At 70.6% G+C, this 15889-nt stretch carries 9 protein-coding genes; 7 read left to right on the top strand and 2 right to left on the bottom strand.

Translation table 11 applies throughout. The features are described 5' to 3' along the window. Window positions 1–378: 378 nt before the first annotated feature. From HG543_RS56285 to HG543_RS13700, 3 genes are all read left to right on the top strand, one after another. Entirely contained in the window at window positions 379–4545 is a 4167-nt protein-coding gene (locus HG543_RS56285) for an MG2 domain-containing protein (protein WP_169345186.1), read from the top strand. 104 nt (window positions 4546–4649) lie between these two features. Next, on the top strand, window positions 4650–6059 hold the full coding sequence (locus tag HG543_RS13705; protein WP_169345185.1) for a right-handed parallel beta-helix repeat-containing protein: 1410 nt from the start codon (window positions 4650–4652) through the stop codon (window positions 6057–6059). Between the two features lie 99 nt (window positions 6060–6158). Then, a complete protein-coding gene (locus HG543_RS13700) occupies window positions 6159–7109 on the top strand; it encodes a pirin family protein (protein ID WP_169345184.1) in 951 nt (316 codons plus the stop codon). 9 nt (window positions 7110–7118) lie between these two features. Here the strand turns inward: HG543_RS13700 and HG543_RS13695 are convergent, their stop codons facing one another. Together HG543_RS13695 and HG543_RS13690 are read right to left on the bottom strand one after the other, a co-directional pair. Then, complete coding sequence (locus tag HG543_RS13695) at window positions 7119–7721, bottom strand: hypothetical protein (protein ID WP_169345183.1); 603 nt, start codon at window positions 7719–7721, stop codon at window positions 7119–7121. Between the two features lie 111 nt (window positions 7722–7832). Beyond that, complete coding sequence (locus HG543_RS13690) at window positions 7833–9743, bottom strand: serine/threonine protein kinase (protein WP_343073347.1); 1911 nt, start codon at window positions 9741–9743, stop codon at window positions 7833–7835. 370 nt (window positions 9744–10113) lie between these two features. Here HG543_RS13690 and curA point away from each other — a divergent pair, with 370 nt between their 5' ends. The 4 genes from curA to uvrA all read left to right on the top strand — a co-directional run bounded on the left by curA (window position 10114) and on the right by uvrA (window position 15888). After that, complete coding sequence (gene curA, locus HG543_RS13685) at window positions 10114–11148, top strand: NADPH-dependent curcumin/dihydrocurcumin reductase (RefSeq protein ID WP_169345181.1); 1035 nt, start codon at window positions 10114–10116, stop codon at window positions 11146–11148. A gap of 215 nt (window positions 11149–11363) precedes the next feature. Next, entirely contained in the window at window positions 11364–12233 is an 870-nt protein-coding gene (locus tag HG543_RS13680; protein WP_169345180.1) for a 2-oxo acid dehydrogenase subunit E2, read from the top strand. Between the two features lie 175 nt (window positions 12234–12408). Then, window positions 12409–13191: a 3-oxoacyl-ACP reductase FabG gene (gene fabG / locus HG543_RS13675; protein ID WP_211193909.1), complete on the top strand. Its 783-nt coding sequence runs from the start codon at window positions 12409–12411 to the stop codon at window positions 13189–13191. Between the two features lie 147 nt (window positions 13192–13338). Then, a complete protein-coding gene (gene uvrA, locus HG543_RS13670; RefSeq protein ID WP_169345179.1) occupies window positions 13339–15888 on the top strand; it encodes an excinuclease ABC subunit UvrA in 2550 nt (849 codons plus the stop codon). The last annotated feature ends 1 nt before the right edge of the window (window position 15889 follow it).

The following is a 15889-nucleotide window of genomic DNA, read 5'->3' as shown; positions in this document are numbered from 1 at the left end:
CCGCCGGGGCGGGCGTCGTGGCCTTCTCCGCCGGAGCGGAGGAGGCGCACGAGGTCATCAGCGCGGACGCGCACACGGCGACCCATCCGCGGGCTGCATGGGAGAAACGTAGGGGGTGCGGTTTCAAGGGAAGCTCCTGGACGATGGACCTTCAGCGCCGGCAGGGGGGCAGGGCCCCGGTGCCTGGAAGACCCGCGATATAGACGGTCTGGCGCCGCAAGGGGTGGTGCGAACACCGGCACCGTCGATTTCATCCCGACCCGTGTGAGGGAACCCCCGGGTGGAGGGAGACTCCGACGGGCGGTGGGGGGCACCATGACCTGCCGCGTTACCTGAGGTGTCGAGAACTTCTCGCGCGCTCGTCCGTTGAGAGGCCCCATGACCTTGCATGTCCCGCGCGCCTCGCGCGTGCTCCTGGGCCTGGGCCTGGCCTCCGTTCTCCTTCTGTCGTCCCCCCGGGTCTTCGCGGCTCGGACCTCCACCCGCGCCCTGGGCGGTGCGAACCGGTACGTGACCTTCGTCACCACGGACAAGCCGTTCTACCGCGCTGGAGAGCAGGTGCTGGTGCGCGGCCTCCTGCTGGAGGCCCTCACCCGCAAGCCCTACGCGGGCTACCTCCAGGCGCAGTTGGAACTGAAGGGGCCGAAGGGCGACGTCATCGCCAGGAGCGTGGTGTCCAGCCAGGACGCCGTCTGGGGCTACGCCTGGACCGTTCCCGCCGGGCAGCCCGGCGGTGAGTACACCCTGCGCGTCACCTATCCCTGGACGGGCGCGGCCCCCGCGGAGCGGAAGTTCGACGTGCGCGCGTACCGCGCCCCGCGCCTCAAGTCACAGATTGTGTTCCTCCGCGACGGCTATGGCCCCGGTGACACCGTCACCGCCACGCTGGACGTGAAGCGCGCCGAGGGCGGCGTGCCCGAGGGCGCGAGGGTGAACGCCACCGCGCTCGTCGACGGCGTCACCGTCGCGCAGGTGCCGTGCACGGTGGACGGCAAGGGGCGCTGCACCGTGCGCTTCCCGCTGCCGTCCGCCATCGAGCGCGGCGAGGGCACGCTCGCCTTCACCATCGAGGACGGCGGCGTGGTGGAGACGGCGGCGAAGACGCTGCCCATCCTCCTCCAGACGCTGGACCTGTCCATGTACCCGGAGGGCGGCGAGCTGGTGGCGGGGCTGGCCTCGCGCGTCTACTTCGAGGCGAAGACGCCCGCGCGCAAGCCGGCGGACCTGATGGGCGCGGTGGTGGAGGTGGGCACGGGCCGCGTGGTGGCCCGCGTGCGCTCCGAGCACGAGGGCCGTGGCCGCTTCGAAATCACCCCCGAGGCCGGCGCGCGGTACGCGCTGCGCATCGACTCGCCGTCGGGCATCCGCAAGACGTTCGCGCTGCCGGAGGTGAAGCCGTCGGGCGCCGTCCTCCGCGCGGCCGAGGATGTGGTGGCCGCGGGCCGGCTGGTGCGGTTCGACGTGGGGCTGAAGAACGTGGGCAAGGGGACGGTGACGCTGAGCCAGCGCGAGGTGCGGGTCGCCTCGGTGGTGCTCCAGGATGGGCACGTGGGCCCCGTGACGCTCGACCCCGGTGAGGCGGACGGCGTGCTCGTCGCCACCGTGTGGGACCATGACGGGCGCCCGCTGGCGGAGCGGCTGGTGTTCCGCCAGCCGTCGAAGGAGCTCACCGTCGAGCTGAAGGCGGACCGCGAGCGCTACGTGCCGGGCAGCCCCGTGCGGCTCACGGCGCGCACGACGCGCGGCGGGAAGCCCGTCTCCGCGCTGGTGATGCTCAACGTCACCGACGACGCCGTGCTGGAGCTCCAGGAGAAGCGCGACCAGGCGCCCCAGCTCCCGGTGATGGTGCTGCTGGAGCCCGAGGTGAAGGAGCTGGCCGACGCGCAGCTCTACCTCGACGCGAAGAATCCGAAGTCGCGGCTGGCGGTGGACCTGCTGCTCGGTACGCAGGGCTGGCGGCGGTTCGCGCTGGTGGACTCGAAGGCCTTCCTGGCCCGCCACGGCGAGGCGGCGATGCGCGTGCTCGCCGTGCGGAATCCGGAGGAGCGGCGTCCGGTTCGCTCGACTCGTGGCTCCGGCGCTGTCCGCACGAAGAGCCGGGCCGGACTCGTGCAGCCGGAGCCGATTCCGGAGATGCCGGTGGATTTCGAGTCCGGGGAGGACATCGCGTTGGAGGCCCTGGCCGGGGCTCCGGCCGTGGCGGCCGCTCCGGTGCCGCAGCTGGCGGCTGCCCCGGCGGCCGCGCCGGCGCCCGCGCCCGCGCAGCAAGCCATGCCCGTGGTCGAGGCGAAGGCCAAGGAGGAGGCGCCAGCGGAGCCCATCATCCATGAGGCCAGGGAGATTGCCCCGGAGAGGGCGAAGAGGCGAGCGCCGGCCATGGACGACGGGCTCCGGACCCTGGTCTACCTCCGCGAGTACGCGCACACGGTGCGGCCGGGCCGCAAGACGGGGGACCGCGTGGACTTCGCGGAGACGCTCTACTGGAACGCGGGCGTCCGCACCGACGAGCGCACGGGCGAGGTCCGGGTGTCGTTCGGCCTGAGCGACTCGGTGACGACGTTCAAGGCGTTCGCCGGAGCGGTGGGCGCGGACGGCGCGCTCGGCTCGGCGGTGGCGGAGCTGGAGTCGGTGCAGCCCTTCTACGCGGAGCCCAAGCTGCCCCTGGAGGTGACGTCCGGCGACGTGGTGCGGCTGCCGGTGGCGCTGGTGAACGGGACGGAGTCGGCGCTCACGGGGGCGGGCGTGAAGGTCGAGCTGAAGGGCGACGTGAAGGTCTCCGGCGGCGCGCCCATGAGCCTGGCGTCGGGAGCGCGGGCGCGGCAGCTCTTCGCGCTGGAGATTGGCCCGCAGGCGCGGCCCGTGGACGTGAAGCTCACGGCGAGCGCCGGTGACTTCACGGACGTCGTCACCCGCACGCTGTCCGTCCAGCCCCGCGGCTTCCCGGCCCGCGTCTCGTTCGGCGGGCTGCTGTCGGCCGGCAAGCCGGTGGCGCACCAGGTGGTGCTCCCGGACAGCGTGGTGCCGGGCAGCATCCGCGCGTCCATCGCCGTGTACCCGGCTCCGCTGGCCAACATGACCGAGTCGCTGTCCCGCCTCATCCAGGAGCCTAGCGGCTGTTTCGAGCAGACCAGCTCCACCACGTACCCGATGACGATGGCGCAGCAGTACTTCCAGACGCACAGCGGCGTCAGCCCGGCGCTGGTGGCGGATGCGCGCGACAAGCTGGAGCGCGGCTACCGGCGGCTGGTGGGCTACGAGACGTCCGAGAAGGGCTTCGAGTGGTTCGGTGAGAACCCGGGCCACGAGGCGCTCACGGCCTTCGGCCTGTTGCACTTCATGGACATGCGCCAGGTGCGCGACGTGGACGCGGCGATGCTGGAGCGCACGCGGGCGTGGCTCCTCCAGCAGCGCGACGGGCAGGGCGGCTTCAACCGCAAGCGCCGCGCGCTGCACGTGTGGGTGGAGGACCCGGACACCTCCAACGCGTACATCCTCTGGGCGCTGCTGGAGAGCGCGGAGCAGCCGGCGGCGCAGGCGCGCGAGCTGGCGAAGGAGGTGGCCGCGCTGAAGGCCTCGGCGGCGAAGAGCCAGAACAGCTACGTGCTGGCGCTGGCGGCCAATGCGCTGTCGCTCGCGGGGGACGCCGGTGGGGCGAAGGTGCTGATGAGCCGGCTCGCGGAGCAGCAGAAGCAGAACGGCGTGGTGGCGGGGGCGACGCAGTCCGTCGTGGGCAGCTCGGGGCAGACGCTGGAAATCGAGACCACGGCGCTGGCGGTGCTGGCGTGGATGCGTGACTCGGCGTACCGCGGCAACGTGGAGCGCTCGATGAAGTTCCTGGCGGAGTCGAACGAGGGAGGCCGCTACGGGGCGACGCAGAGCACGGTGCTCGCGCTGCGCGCGGTCATCGCCTACGACAAGCTGCGCGGCTCTCAGCTCCGGCCGGGCCGGGTGCGCGTCTACGTGGAGGGCAAGCCCGTGGGGGAGCCGGTCCGCTTCGATGGCTCCTCGCAAGAGGCGCTCAAGCTCCCCGACGTGAGCGCGCTGCTCGGGCCGGGGGGACGCCGGGTGGAGCTGCGCATGGAGGACGGCGCGGAGCTGCCGTACACGGTGGAGGTCACCTACAACGCGCTCGTGCCGGACAGCTCGAAGGACACCCAGGTGATGCTGGAGGTGGCGCTGGCGAAGACGGAGCTCACCGAGGGCGAGCCGACGGAGGCGCGGGTGATGGTGGCCAACCGCACGGGCCAGCACCTGCCGACCGCGGTGGCCATCTTCGGCGTGCCGGGCGGGCTGGAGGTGCGGCATGACCAGCTCAAGGAACTGGTGAAGCGCAAGCTCGTGGACGCGTACGAGGTGCTCGGGCGCGACGTGGTCCTCTACTGGCGGGGCATGGAGCCGCGCAAGCGCATCGACGTGCCGCTGTCCCTCGTGGCCGCGGTGCCCGGCACGTACACGGGGCCGGCGAGCCGCGCGTACCTGTACTACGCGGACGAGCACAAGGTCTGGAGCGAGGGCGTGAAGGTCTCCATCGCGCCGAAGCCGTAGCGGTGGTGGGGCCGGGCGGGCCGGGCGTCCACCGCCTGCCCGGTGCCCCGTCACAACCCGCGCCTTGCCTCCTCCCTCCTCCCGGACACGAGAAGGGAATCGCGATGAAGCACGGAGCGCGGAGGGCTGGCTTCTGGCTGGGCGTGGGGCTCATCACCGCCATGCTGGGCGCCTGTGGCCATGTGGAGCGGGCCGAGGACGAGCGGGTGGCCCAGGTGGAGGAGGCCATGGGCGGAGCGGGGACGGCGGGGACAGCGGCGTCCGCGAAGCACCGTGACTCATGCCCGGAACACTTCTCGCGGGAGTGGTACGTGAGCCCGTCGGGCTCGGACGGGGCGGAGGGTTCCGAGGGAGCCCCGTTCCACACCATCCGCCGGGCCCTGAAGGCGGTGGGGCCCGGTGAGGCCATCATCGTCCTGCCTGGCGAGTACGCCGAGAGTGTCGTCATCGATGGCGACGTGAAGGCGGGGCGGAAGGACGCGCCCATCACCCTCATGGCCCGGGGACACGCGCGAATCCTTCCGGGCGCCGGGGGCGCGCTGGTGCAGGTCCGCAAGCCCTACTGGGTGGTGGACGGCTTCGACATCGACGTGAAGGGGCAGCGGCGCTTCGCGGTCGTCTTCGAGGGAGACACCGAGGGCTCCGTGCTGTCCGGCTCGAACGTGCACCATGGCGCGCTGGGCGGAGGCGTCACCACCTACGGTGGAGCCCGGGGCGTGCTCATCGAGGGCAACGACATCCACGACTTCCGGAAGCAGCCCCGCGGTGACTCCCACGGCGTGGTCATCCAGGCGACGTCGCGTGACATCACCCTCCGAGAGAATGACATCCACGACAACTCGGGTGACTCCGTGCAGTGCCTCAAGCCCGACCGGGCCGGGCAGGCGCCCGCGCGTGGCGTGCTCATCGAGAGCAACCGGTTGTACTCGAACGACGAGAACGCGGTGGACATCAAGACGTGCAGCGACGTCGTCGTCCGCGCCAATCACATGCACGGCTTCCGCAAGTCGGCCACCTCCGCGGGCGAGGCGGTGGTCATCCACTACTCGGCCCGGAACGTGCGCGTGGAGGGCAACGACATCGCCGACGCGGGGCGGGGCATCTCCGTCGGTGGCGTGAGGGACGGCAACCAGCCCCATCCTTCCGAGGTGGAGGTGAAGGACAACCGCATCTCCGACATCTCCCAGAATGGGGGCGGCGACGGCGTGGGCATCCGCGTGGAGAACGCGCGGGACGTGGAGGTGGTGGGCAACACCATCGAGAAGACGGAGGGCTACGGGATGATGCTCGGCCTGGGAGCCAACGACGCGCCCAGCGAGAACGTCACGGTCCACGACAACTCCCTGCGCGGCCAGAACCTCGTGCGCCTGGGCCGGCACCGCCCCGGACTGAGGATGGACCGCAACCGCTACGCCGCTGGAGGGCGCTTCAAGGCCGACCCGAGGGAGGTGAGAGGCCTCGACACGTGGAAGCAGGTGTCGGGAGTGGACGAAAAGTCGGTCGAGCTTCCTTGAGGGTTGTCCGTACGGTGGGCCGGGTGGCAGGGTGGGGAGCACCGAGGGCCTGCATTCCGAGGCGGGCCGACGGACCTTGCCCCCTGGAGGCGTGAGCACATGGCCTGGCAGATGCCCGACGAGCCCTACATCGAACCTGGACCGGAATGCGCCGTGGAGACCATCGTCGTGCCTCGCACGCGCGACCTGGGAGACGGCTTCGAGGTGCGCCGCGCGCTTCCCTCGGTGCGGCGGCGGATGGTGGGCCCCTTCATCTTCTTCGACCAGATGGGGCCGGCCGCGTTCCGCTCGGGCCATGGACTGGACGTGCGGCCGCATCCGCACATCGGCCTGGCCACGGTGACCTACCTCTTCGAGGGCGAAATCCTCCACCGCGACAGCCTGGGGACGGTGCAGTCCATCCGTCCCGGCGCGGTGAACTGGATGGTGGCCGGGCGTGGCATCGCCCACTCGGAGCGTACGCCGCCGGAGCTGCGGCCCACGGGCGGGAAGCTCTTCGGCATCCAGATATGGGTGGCCATCCCGAAGGAGCACGAGGAGACGGCGCCCTCGTTCGCCCATACGCCCGCCGAGTCGCTCCCCGTGGTGGAGGACGGAGGGGCGCGCGTGCGGCTCATCGCCGGCTCTCTGTACGGGGCCCGCTCGCCGGTGCGCACGCTGTCGGAGCTGTTCTACGCGGACGTGGTGCTCGCGGCCGGGGCGCGCGTGCCCCTGGACGCCGGGCACGAGGAGCGCGCGGCGTACGTGGCGGAGGGCTCGGTGGAGCTCGGAGGTGACACGTACACGGTGGGGCAGCTCATGGTGCTGCGGCCCGGTGTCGACGTGGTTCTCAAGGGGCTCGGTCCGACGGGAGCGCGCGTGCTGCTCTTCGGCGGCGAGCCCATGGATGGGCCGCGCCACATCTGGTGGAACTTCGTCTCCAGCTCGAGGGAGCGCATCGAGCAGGCGAAGGAGGACTGGAAGGCCCACCGCGTCGGCCAGGTGCCCGAGGAGACGGAGTTCATCCCGCTCCCCGAATCCGAGCCGACCGGCGTCGTGAAGTACCCGTGAGCGCGCGGGCTACCGGGTGACGTCCACGTTGTACGTGCCGTCGCCCGACGTGGCCGTGCCCGTCACGCGGGTGGCGCCGGAGGTGCGGCGGACCTTGCCCGTGCCGTCGTCCTCGATTTCGCCGGTGAGGGTCAGGTTCAGGGTGACCTTGCCCTTCAGGTCTCCGGTCATGTCGAAGTCGCCCTTGAGCTCGCCGGTGAACGTGCCGCCGGGGATGTTGCGCAGCTGGAGGGTCAGCTCCGGCTGAGCCTCCGTGCTGGCGTTGGTCGCGTAGGTGATGTTCACCGGGTCCTCGTCCTCGCTGACGGCAATCTCCCCGTCGGAGTAGCCCGTCATTCCCACGCGCAGGCGCATGCCCTTGTTGTCGGACGAGCCCTGGTCCACCTGGCCGGTGATGAGCAGCGTGCCCGCGGCGTCTCCCGCGCCCGACTGGGGCGGGATGTTCGCGCTCGACGCGGCGTTGAAGCCGGCGAAGCCGAGCTGCAGCGACTTGCTGATGGACTCGTCGAGTCCCAGGTACGCGCGGCGGGCCTGCTCGTCGGAGCTGACCTCGTCATCACCGCAGCCAACCAGGCCCACGGACAGCAAGCAGGAGATGGCGACAACGCTCACGACTCGAGAGAGGGATGGGTGCATGGGCATGCGTGTAATGCACGCCATGCCTGATGCGCCATGCGGAGTCGGGCTTATGAAAATGCGGGGCTTCGGTGTGGCCGATGCGCGTCAGCGAGGGTCCGAGCCTGCGTAGAGCTTGAGATATCTCCGCGCCTCCTCGGCCGAGGGACCTTCGTGTTCCAGGGCGAGGTGGTGGGTGAAGTGTTTCATCGCGTCGCGGATGGCACCACGGCGCGCGTAGATACGAGCCAGCTCCAGGTGACACCGCGCCGAGGAGCGGTCGTGCCGCAAGCACTGCTGGAACCAGCCGAGCGCCCGGTTGTCGTCCGCGCGTGAGAGCCAATACAGCCCGTTCTCCATCGCGAGCCGTGTCTCATCCTCCGCTGACGTCGGCGCGGTGGAGGGCTCGCCGGCCGCGGGAGCCGCATGGGCGGACTCGGTGCCGGCCAGATGGGTGGAAGACTCTCCGGTGGCGGGAGCCACATGGGCGGACCCGGTGCCGGTCGGCGGGGCCGACGTCGGCGCCCCATCAATCATGCCCATCTGTCCCGACGCCGTGGTGATGCGGGGCTGCGTGGAAGAAGCGTCACCGACGACGAGCCTCGCCTGGAGCCCAGCGGAGGTGGCGGCGGACACGGAAGGCTCCGCGCGAGCCGGCGTCATCGTGGGCGGTTGCGCGGGCGCACTCCCGCCCGCGGTGGCCGTGGTGCCCGGAGCCGGGGCAGGGGAGGCCGTCGCAACCCGGTGCGCCCCCGCGTGCGACACCCAGAACGCCGTCGTGCCCACGATGCCCAGGACCGTCACCACGAGCGCGGCGAGCACGCCCTTCACCACGGCCGAGCGGCGCAGGAGCCGCGCACGGAACCGCGAGCGCATGCTCGCGCGTGGTGGTGTCTCGGCGGTGGGCGCGGCGGCGTTGCCCGCGCCCAGCGCGGGTCTGCCCAGGGGGAAGGCCCGGGGCGGACTCATGGGCGTCGTCATCCCCCGCGAGGCCGGCGCGGGCGCGGCGCTCCTGCCTCGCCAGGACTGGAGCTGCGCGAGGAAGTCCGAGGGAATCGTGGGTGCGCGCTTCATCGCCGTGAGCTCTTCCTGGAAGAGCCAGCTCATGAAGTGCTTGCGCGCGTTGGCCGGGAAGCGCGGCGCGCGGAAGCCCATCCAGTCGGACAGCGCCTGCTGGAGTGCCTCCGCGCTCAGGTAGCGCTTGTCCCGCGAGGTGCCCAGCGCGAGCTGGAGGATGCCCTGCAGGTCCGAGTCCAGCGTGGGGTTGAGGCTGAGCGCGGGCGTCAATTCGCCCTCGGAGATTCGGCGCATCACCTCCCACTCGCTGGAGCCATCCACCGGCCGCTGGCCGCACAGCATCTGGTACAGCACCGTGCCCACCGTGTAGACGTCGGAGCGCGCATCCAGCACCTCGCCTCGCGCCTGCTCCGGCGAGAAGTAGAGGTACTTGCCCTTGACGATGCCCACCTCCGTCTCCGGCCTGCCCGCGAGCCGCGCCTTGGCGATGCCGAAGTCGGTGAGCTTCACCTCGCCCTCGTAGCTCAGCAGCACGTTGTCCGGAGACAGGTCGCGGTGCACCACGCCGAGCGGCTCGCCGCGCGCGTCCAGCCGGGTGTGCGCGTGGTGCAGCCCCCGGCACATCTCCAGGGCGATGCCCACCGCCAGCGGCGCGGGGATGCAGGCCAGGCCCTTTGCCTTCGCCGCCCTGAGCACCCGGCCCAGGGTGTGGCCATCCACCAGCTCCATGGCCAGGAAGTACTCGCCGTCGACCTCGCCGAAGTCGAACACCTGCACGATGTTGCCGTGGCTCAGCCCCACCGAGATGCGTGCCTCGTTGAGGAACATCTGCGCGAATGCCGGCTCCTCCGCGTAGGTGCTCAGCACGCGCTTGATGACCACCGGCTTCGTGACGCCGGGAGCCGCCGTGTACAGCGCCCGGTACACCACGGCCATGCCGCCGCTGCCCAGGCGCTCCTGGAGCTCGTACTTCCCGAATCGCTTGGGGCGGAGGTCGCTCACGTCTTCCGAAGTTACCAGGGAGGCGGTAAAGCCAGGGAACTCGGGGCTCCGTGCTCTTGTTGACATGGGGACGGACACTCCATGGCCGGCAGTGCAGTCGCGGTGCCACGCCTTGAAGACCGCCCTGGCGGAGCGGACCGGAGCCCGGCGGATGCACCGAGTAGCGTCCCGGGCCACAAGCCGTCTCCGGCTGTGACGCGCGGCGCTACACGGGCCTGCGATACCGCGGGCTCCGCCATTTTCCCCTGCGTTCCAGACGACCGGTTTTTAGTTAGTGGCCCGCCGCTTCCGCCTCGTCCGCGCGCGCTTCGCGCCAGCCGGGACGTGGAGCGCGCCATCCGAACGTCTCCCTTCCCCCAGGAGCAGGCTCATGCCGCAAAGGGATACCGTCAATCGCCGTGTCGTCCTCGCCGCCCGCCCGCGCGGTCTTCCAACGTCGCGGGACTTCCGTCTCGAAGAGGCCGCTGTCCCGACGCCAAAGGAAGGCGAGGTGCTGTTGCGTACGCTGTATCTGTCGCTCGACCCGTACATGCGCAACGTGATGGAGGAAATCGGGCCGGTCTACGCGCCGTCGGTGCCATTGGACGCGCCCATGCCGGGCGGCACCGTCAACCGTGTGGTCGCCTCCAGGAACCCGCGCTTTCGCACCGGTGAGCTGGTGCTCGGTAACGCCGGCTGGCAGGACTACGCGCTGTCGGACGGTCAGGACCTGGTCCCGCTCGGGGAAATGGCGCAGCCGTCGCAGGCGCTGGGCGGGCTCGGCATGCCTGGGTTCACCGCCCACGTCGGCCTGCTCGACATCGGCCAGCCCAAGCCGGGCGAGACCGTGGTGGTTGCGGCGGCGACGGGGGCGGTCGGCTCGGCGGTCGGGCAGATCGCGAAGCTGAAGGGCGCGCGCGTGGTCGGCATCGCTGGCGGCGCCGACAAGTGCCGCTACGCGGTCGAGGAGCTGGGCTTCGACGTCTGCCTCGACCGCCGCGATTCGCGACTGGCCGAGCGCCTCGCCGCTGCCTGCCCGAAGGGCATCGACGTCTACTTCGAGAACGTCGGCGGCGACGTGTTCGACGCGGTGCTGCCGCTGCTCAACGTCGGCGCCCGCGTGCCGGTGTGCGGCGTCATCGCGCATTACAACGAGCAGACGCCGCCGCCCGGTCCGAACCGGCTGCCGCTGTGGATGTCGACGGTGCTGCAGAAGCGCATCCGCGTGCAGGGCTTCGTCATCCTCGACCACTACGGCGAGCGCTTCGACGCCTTCCGCCGCGAGATGGGCCAGTGGGTCGACGCCGGCCGGGTGAAGCTGCGCGAGGACCGGGCCGACGGGCTGGAGAACGCGCCGTCCGCGTTCATCGGCCTGCTCGAGGGGCGCAACTTCGGCAAGCTCGTGGTGCGCGTCGCCGACGAGTGACGCGCCGCCTCGGCGGCCCTGTCCCCAGTGTCAACGCACGGCGAGTGAGGCGCGACGCGAGGGCGACGCGCCGGCTCCCGGTGAACCCTTTCGTCCTGGTGCGTCATGCATTCCCGGGGAGGGAGCGGGTAGGTAGGCGATGCGGCCCCCGTCTTCCCTTCGGGGGCGGGAAGCCGCGACACTGGCGGGCTCACGCCTACCGTCACGAGGAGACCATGGCGCACCTGGAGTTGATTCAGAAGCGGGACCTGTCGAGCTTCCGGAAGCTGGCCATCGGAAGCTGGAAGACGGCGTATGACCCCACCGTCTACGGGACGCTGACCGTGCGCATGGACAAGGCGATGGCCTACATCGAGGCCTTCCGCCAGCGCACCGGCGTGCGGCTCACGGTGACGCACCTGGTGGCCAAGGCCATGGGCGAGGCGCTGCGCCGCTGCCCGGACGCCAACGCCATCCTGCGCTTCAACAAAATCTACCTGCGCCAGCGCGTGACGCTCTCCACGCTCGTGGTGCAGACGGACGGCGGCAAGGTGGACCTCACCTCCGCGCGCATCGAGGACGCGGACAAGAAGAGCCTGAAGGAAATCGCCGCGGACCTGGAGGAGGCCGTGCGCCGCGTGCGCGAGCGCCGCGACGTGGCCCTGGAGAAGGGCAAGGGCACCATCCAGAAGATTCCGTACCTCTTCCTCAACACCTTCACGTGGCTGTTGTCCTTCTTCATGTACACGCTGAACCTGGACCTGAGCCGGTTCGGCATGCCGAAGGACGCGTTCGGCTCGGCCATCATCACCAACGTGGGCTCGCTGGGGCTGGACACGGCGTACGTGCCGCTGGCGCCGTACACGCGGGTGCCCATCTTCGTCGCGCCCGGCGCGGTGAAGGAGGTGCCGGTAGTGGAGGACGGCAAGGTGGTGCCGGGCAAGGTGATGAACATCAACGCCACCTTCGACCACCGCTTCATCGACGGCTTCCACGCGGGCGTGCTCGCCAACACCCTGCGCGAGATGCTGGAGAACCCCTTCGAGCAGTTCGACGCGCTCCCCGAGCCCGTCGAGGCCCCGGCCCCCGTGGCCCGGGCGGGCTGAGTCACGCTCCCTCCGCCCTGGCATGTCAGCCCCCTCCGGTGGAGGGGGAGTCGTGGAGGAATGATTCCTCCAGCGAGGGGACTCTCAGGATGTCCTCGCGAGTGCACTGACAGGGCGGGGCCTGGCCTATGCTTCGCGTGAACCTCGATGCCGAAGGGTCATGAGGAGGCGCGGCATGCTGGCAGATTCGCTCAAGGGAAAGTCCGTCATTGTCACAGGTGCGAGCAAGGGCATTGGCAAGGGCATTGCCAGGGTCTTCGCGCGACACGGCACCAAGGTGTTGGTGGTCGGGAGGGACTCCAAGGCGGCCGAGGCAGCGGCACAGGAACTCGTCGCGGCCGGTGGCACGGCCAGCGGCTTTGGCGCCGACGTCACCCAGCTGGAGGACATGGAGAAGATGGCCAGGGCGGCGGCCGAGCGTCATGGTGGAATCGACGTGCTGTGCGCCAACGCGGGCGTCTTCCCGCAGGTGAAGATGGAGGACATGTCGCCGGAGCTCTGGGACGAGGTGATGGCGACGAACCTCAAGGGGACCTTCCTCTCGGTGAAGGCGTGCATCCCGTATCTGAAGAAGTCCGGTCAGGGGCGCGTCATCATCACTTCTTCCATCACCGGCCCGGTGACAGGCTTTCCCGGCTGGACCCATTACGGCGCTACCAAAGCGGGGCAGCTGGGCTTCATGCGCACGGCCTGCATGGAGCTGGCGAAATACGGCATCACGGTCAACGCCGTGCTGCCCGGCAACATCGTGACGGAGGGCCTGGTGTCGCTGGGCTCGGAGTACATGAAGGGCATGGCGGCGGCGGTGCCGCTGGGCAGGCTGGGCGAGGTCGAGGACATCGGCCATGCCGCCCTGTTCTTCGCCAGCCGCGAGGCCGGCTACATCACCGGGCAGACGCTCATCGTGGATGGCGGGCAGGTGCTGCCCGAGTCGCAGGACGCACTGGCGCAGATGTGAGCGGAGGGCCGGGGGGACCAGGCAGGCGGGCCTTCCCGCGCGTGGGCCCCTGGCCCCTCGCCAGTCCTGGCACCACCGTGAATGACGCGTTAAGGGGCTCACCCCCTCACGTCCTTCCCGGTGGTGCGAATGCCCAAAGTCGTACGAATGCCCGGAGCCCGCGGTCGTCCCCAGCCCACTCCGTCCGGTGACACGAAGGCGGGCTTCGTCCGGGTGCGAGGGGCCCGCGAGCACAACCTGAAGAACGTGGACGTGGAAATCCCTCGGGACGCGCTGGTCGTCTTCACGGGGGTCTCCGGCTCGGGCAAGTCCTCGCTGGCATTCGGCACGCTCTACGCGGAGGCGCAGCGCCGGTACTTCGAATCCGTGGCCCCGTATGCCCGGCGGCTCATCGACCAGGCGGGCATCCCCGAGGTCGACGCCATCGACGGCCTCCCTCCGGCGGTGGCCCTCCAGCAGCACCGCGGCGCCCCCACCACGCGCTCCTCGGTGGGCAGCGTCACCACCATCGCGAACTCGCTGCGCCTCCTGTACTCGCGCGCGGGCACGTACCCGCCGGGCCAGCCGCACCTGGACTCCGACGCCTTCTCGCCCAACACCCCGGCGGGGGCCTGCCCCCACTGCCACGGCCTGGGCCGCGTCTACGAGGTGACGGAGAAGTCGATGGTGCCGGATGACTCGCTCACCATTCGCGAGCGCGCCATCGCCGCGTGGCCGCCCGCGTGGCACGGACAGAACCTGCGCGACATCCTGGTGACGCTCGGCTACGACGTGGACACGCCTTGGCGCGACCTGCCCCAGAAGGACCGGGACTGGATTCTCTTCACCGACGAGCAGCCCACCGTCCCCGTCTACGCGGGCTTCACCCCGGAGGAGACGCGCCGCGCCCTCAAGCGCAAGGAGCCGCCCAGCTACATGGGCACCTTCACGGGCGCCCGGAAGTACGTCCTGCAGACGTTCGCCACGACGCAGAGCGCGCTGATGAAGAAGCGCGTGTCCCAGTACATGGTCAGCGGCGAGTGCCGCGTGTGCGAGGGCAAGCGCCTGCGCCGCGAGTCCCTCTCCGTCATCTTCGCGGGGCTCGACATCGGCGAGCTGTCCCGGCTGCCGCTGAAGCGCGTGGCCGAAATCCTGCGGCCTTTCGTGGACGGTACCGCCCCCGGGGCGGCGAAGCTGGCGCGCGAGCACCCGGAGAAGGCGCTCGTCACCGCGCGCATCGCCAAGGATTTGCTGGAGCGCATCGAGGTCCTGGCCGAGCTCGGGCTGGGCTACCTCTCCCTGGAGCGCAGCACGCCCACGCTCTCGCCCGGCGAGCTCCAGCGCCTGCGGCTGGCCACCCAGGTGCGCTCCAACCTCTTCGGCGTGGTGTACGTGCTGGACGAGCCCTCCGCGGGCCTCCACCCGGCGGACACGGAGGCGCTCTTGAAGGCGTTGGATCAGCTCAAGGGCTCCGGCAACTCGCTGTTCGTGGTGGAGCACGAGGTGGACGTCATCCAGCACGCCGACTGGATTGTCGACGTGGGGCCCGCCGCCGGTGAGAAGGGCGGGCGCGTCCTCTACAGCGGTCCGCTGGAAGGGCTCGCGGCGGTGGAGGCCTCGCAGACGCGGCGCTACCTCTTCGGGGAGAACACCGTGGAGCGCCGCACGCCCCGCGCGCCCAAAGGGTGGCTGCGCCTGGAGGGCGTCACCCGCAACAACCTGCGCAGGCTGGACGTGGACTTCCCGCTGGGCGTCTTCACCACGGTGACGGGCGTGTCCGGCTCGGGCAAGTCGAGCCTGGTGAGCCAGGTGCTGGTGGAGCTGGTCGCCGAGCAGCTCGGCCACGAAGTCCCCGTGGACGAGGACGAAGGCGAGGAGCTGGAGCGCACCGTCGTGCGCACCGAGGGTGGCCGAATCGCGGCCGGCATGGAGGGCATCAAGCGGCTGGTGCGCGTGGACCAGAAGCCGATTGGCCGCACGCCGCGCTCCAACCTGGCGACGTACACGGGCCTCTTCGACAACGTCCGCAAGCTCTTCGCGGCGACGCCGGCCGCGCGCGCCCGCCGCTACGACGTGGGCCGCTTCTCCTTCAACGTGGCCAAGGGCCGCTGCGAGACATGCGAGGGCGAGGGCTTCGTCAGCGTGGAGCTGCTCTTCCTGCCCAGCGTCTACGCGCCGTGCCCCACGTGCCATGGCGCCCGCTACAACGCGAAGACGCTGGAGATTCAGTACCGGGGGAAGAACATCGCCGAGGTGCTGGGCATGACGGTGGACGCGGCCCACGCCTTCTTCGAGGACGAGCCGCAGGTGCGGCGCGCGCTCGGCGTGCTGCGCGAGGTGGGCCTGGGCTACCTGCGCCTGGGCCAGCCGGCGACGGAGCTGTCCGGCGGCGAGGCCCAGCGCATCAAGCTGGCCACCGAGCTACAGCGCGTGCAGCGCGGCAACACGCTCTACGTCCTGGACGAGCCCACCACGGGGCTGCACCCCGCGGATGTGGACAAGCTGATGACGCAGCTCAACGGGCTGGTGGAGGCGGGCAACACCGTCATCCTCGTCGAGCACGACATGCGCGTCATCGCCGAGAGCGACTGGGTCATCGACATGGGCCCGGGCGCGGGTGACGAGGGGGGCAGGGTGGTGGTGGCCGGAACCCCTGCCCAGGTGACTGCTTCCCGTACCAGTCGTACGGCGCCATTCCTGGCGCGCGCGATGGGGTGAC

Origin of the sequence: Pyxidicoccus fallax (assembly GCF_012933655.1) — a bacterium.
GTDB lineage: Bacteria > Myxococcota > Myxococcia > Myxococcales > Myxococcaceae > Myxococcus > Myxococcus fallax.
Note: the sequence above shows the minus strand (reverse complement) of the source record. Positions and strands in the feature narration are given on the sequence as shown.

Bases quoted from the DNA above. Each gene is read 5' to 3' on its own strand.
- HG543_RS13700 (WP_169345184.1), top strand. From the start codon at position 6,159: ATGGCCTGGCAGATGCCCGACGAGCCCTACATCGAACCTGGACCGGAA.
- HG543_RS13705 (WP_169345185.1), top strand. From the start codon at position 4,650: ATGAAGCACGGAGCGCGGAGGGCTGGCTTCTGGCTGGGCGTGGGGCTC.
- uvrA (WP_169345179.1), top strand. From the start codon at position 13,339: ATGCCCGGAGCCCGCGGTCGTCCCCAGCCCACTCCGTCCGGTGACACG.
- HG543_RS13680 (WP_169345180.1), top strand. From the start codon at position 11,364: ATGGCGCACCTGGAGTTGATTCAGAAGCGGGACCTGTCGAGCTTCCGG.
- HG543_RS56285 (WP_169345186.1), top strand. From the start codon at position 379: ATGACCTTGCATGTCCCGCGCGCCTCGCGCGTGCTCCTGGGCCTGGGC.
- curA (WP_169345181.1), top strand. From the start codon at position 10,114: ATGCCGCAAAGGGATACCGTCAATCGCCGTGTCGTCCTCGCCGCCCGC.
- fabG (WP_211193909.1), top strand. From the start codon at position 12,409: ATGCTGGCAGATTCGCTCAAGGGAAAGTCCGTCATTGTCACAGGTGCG.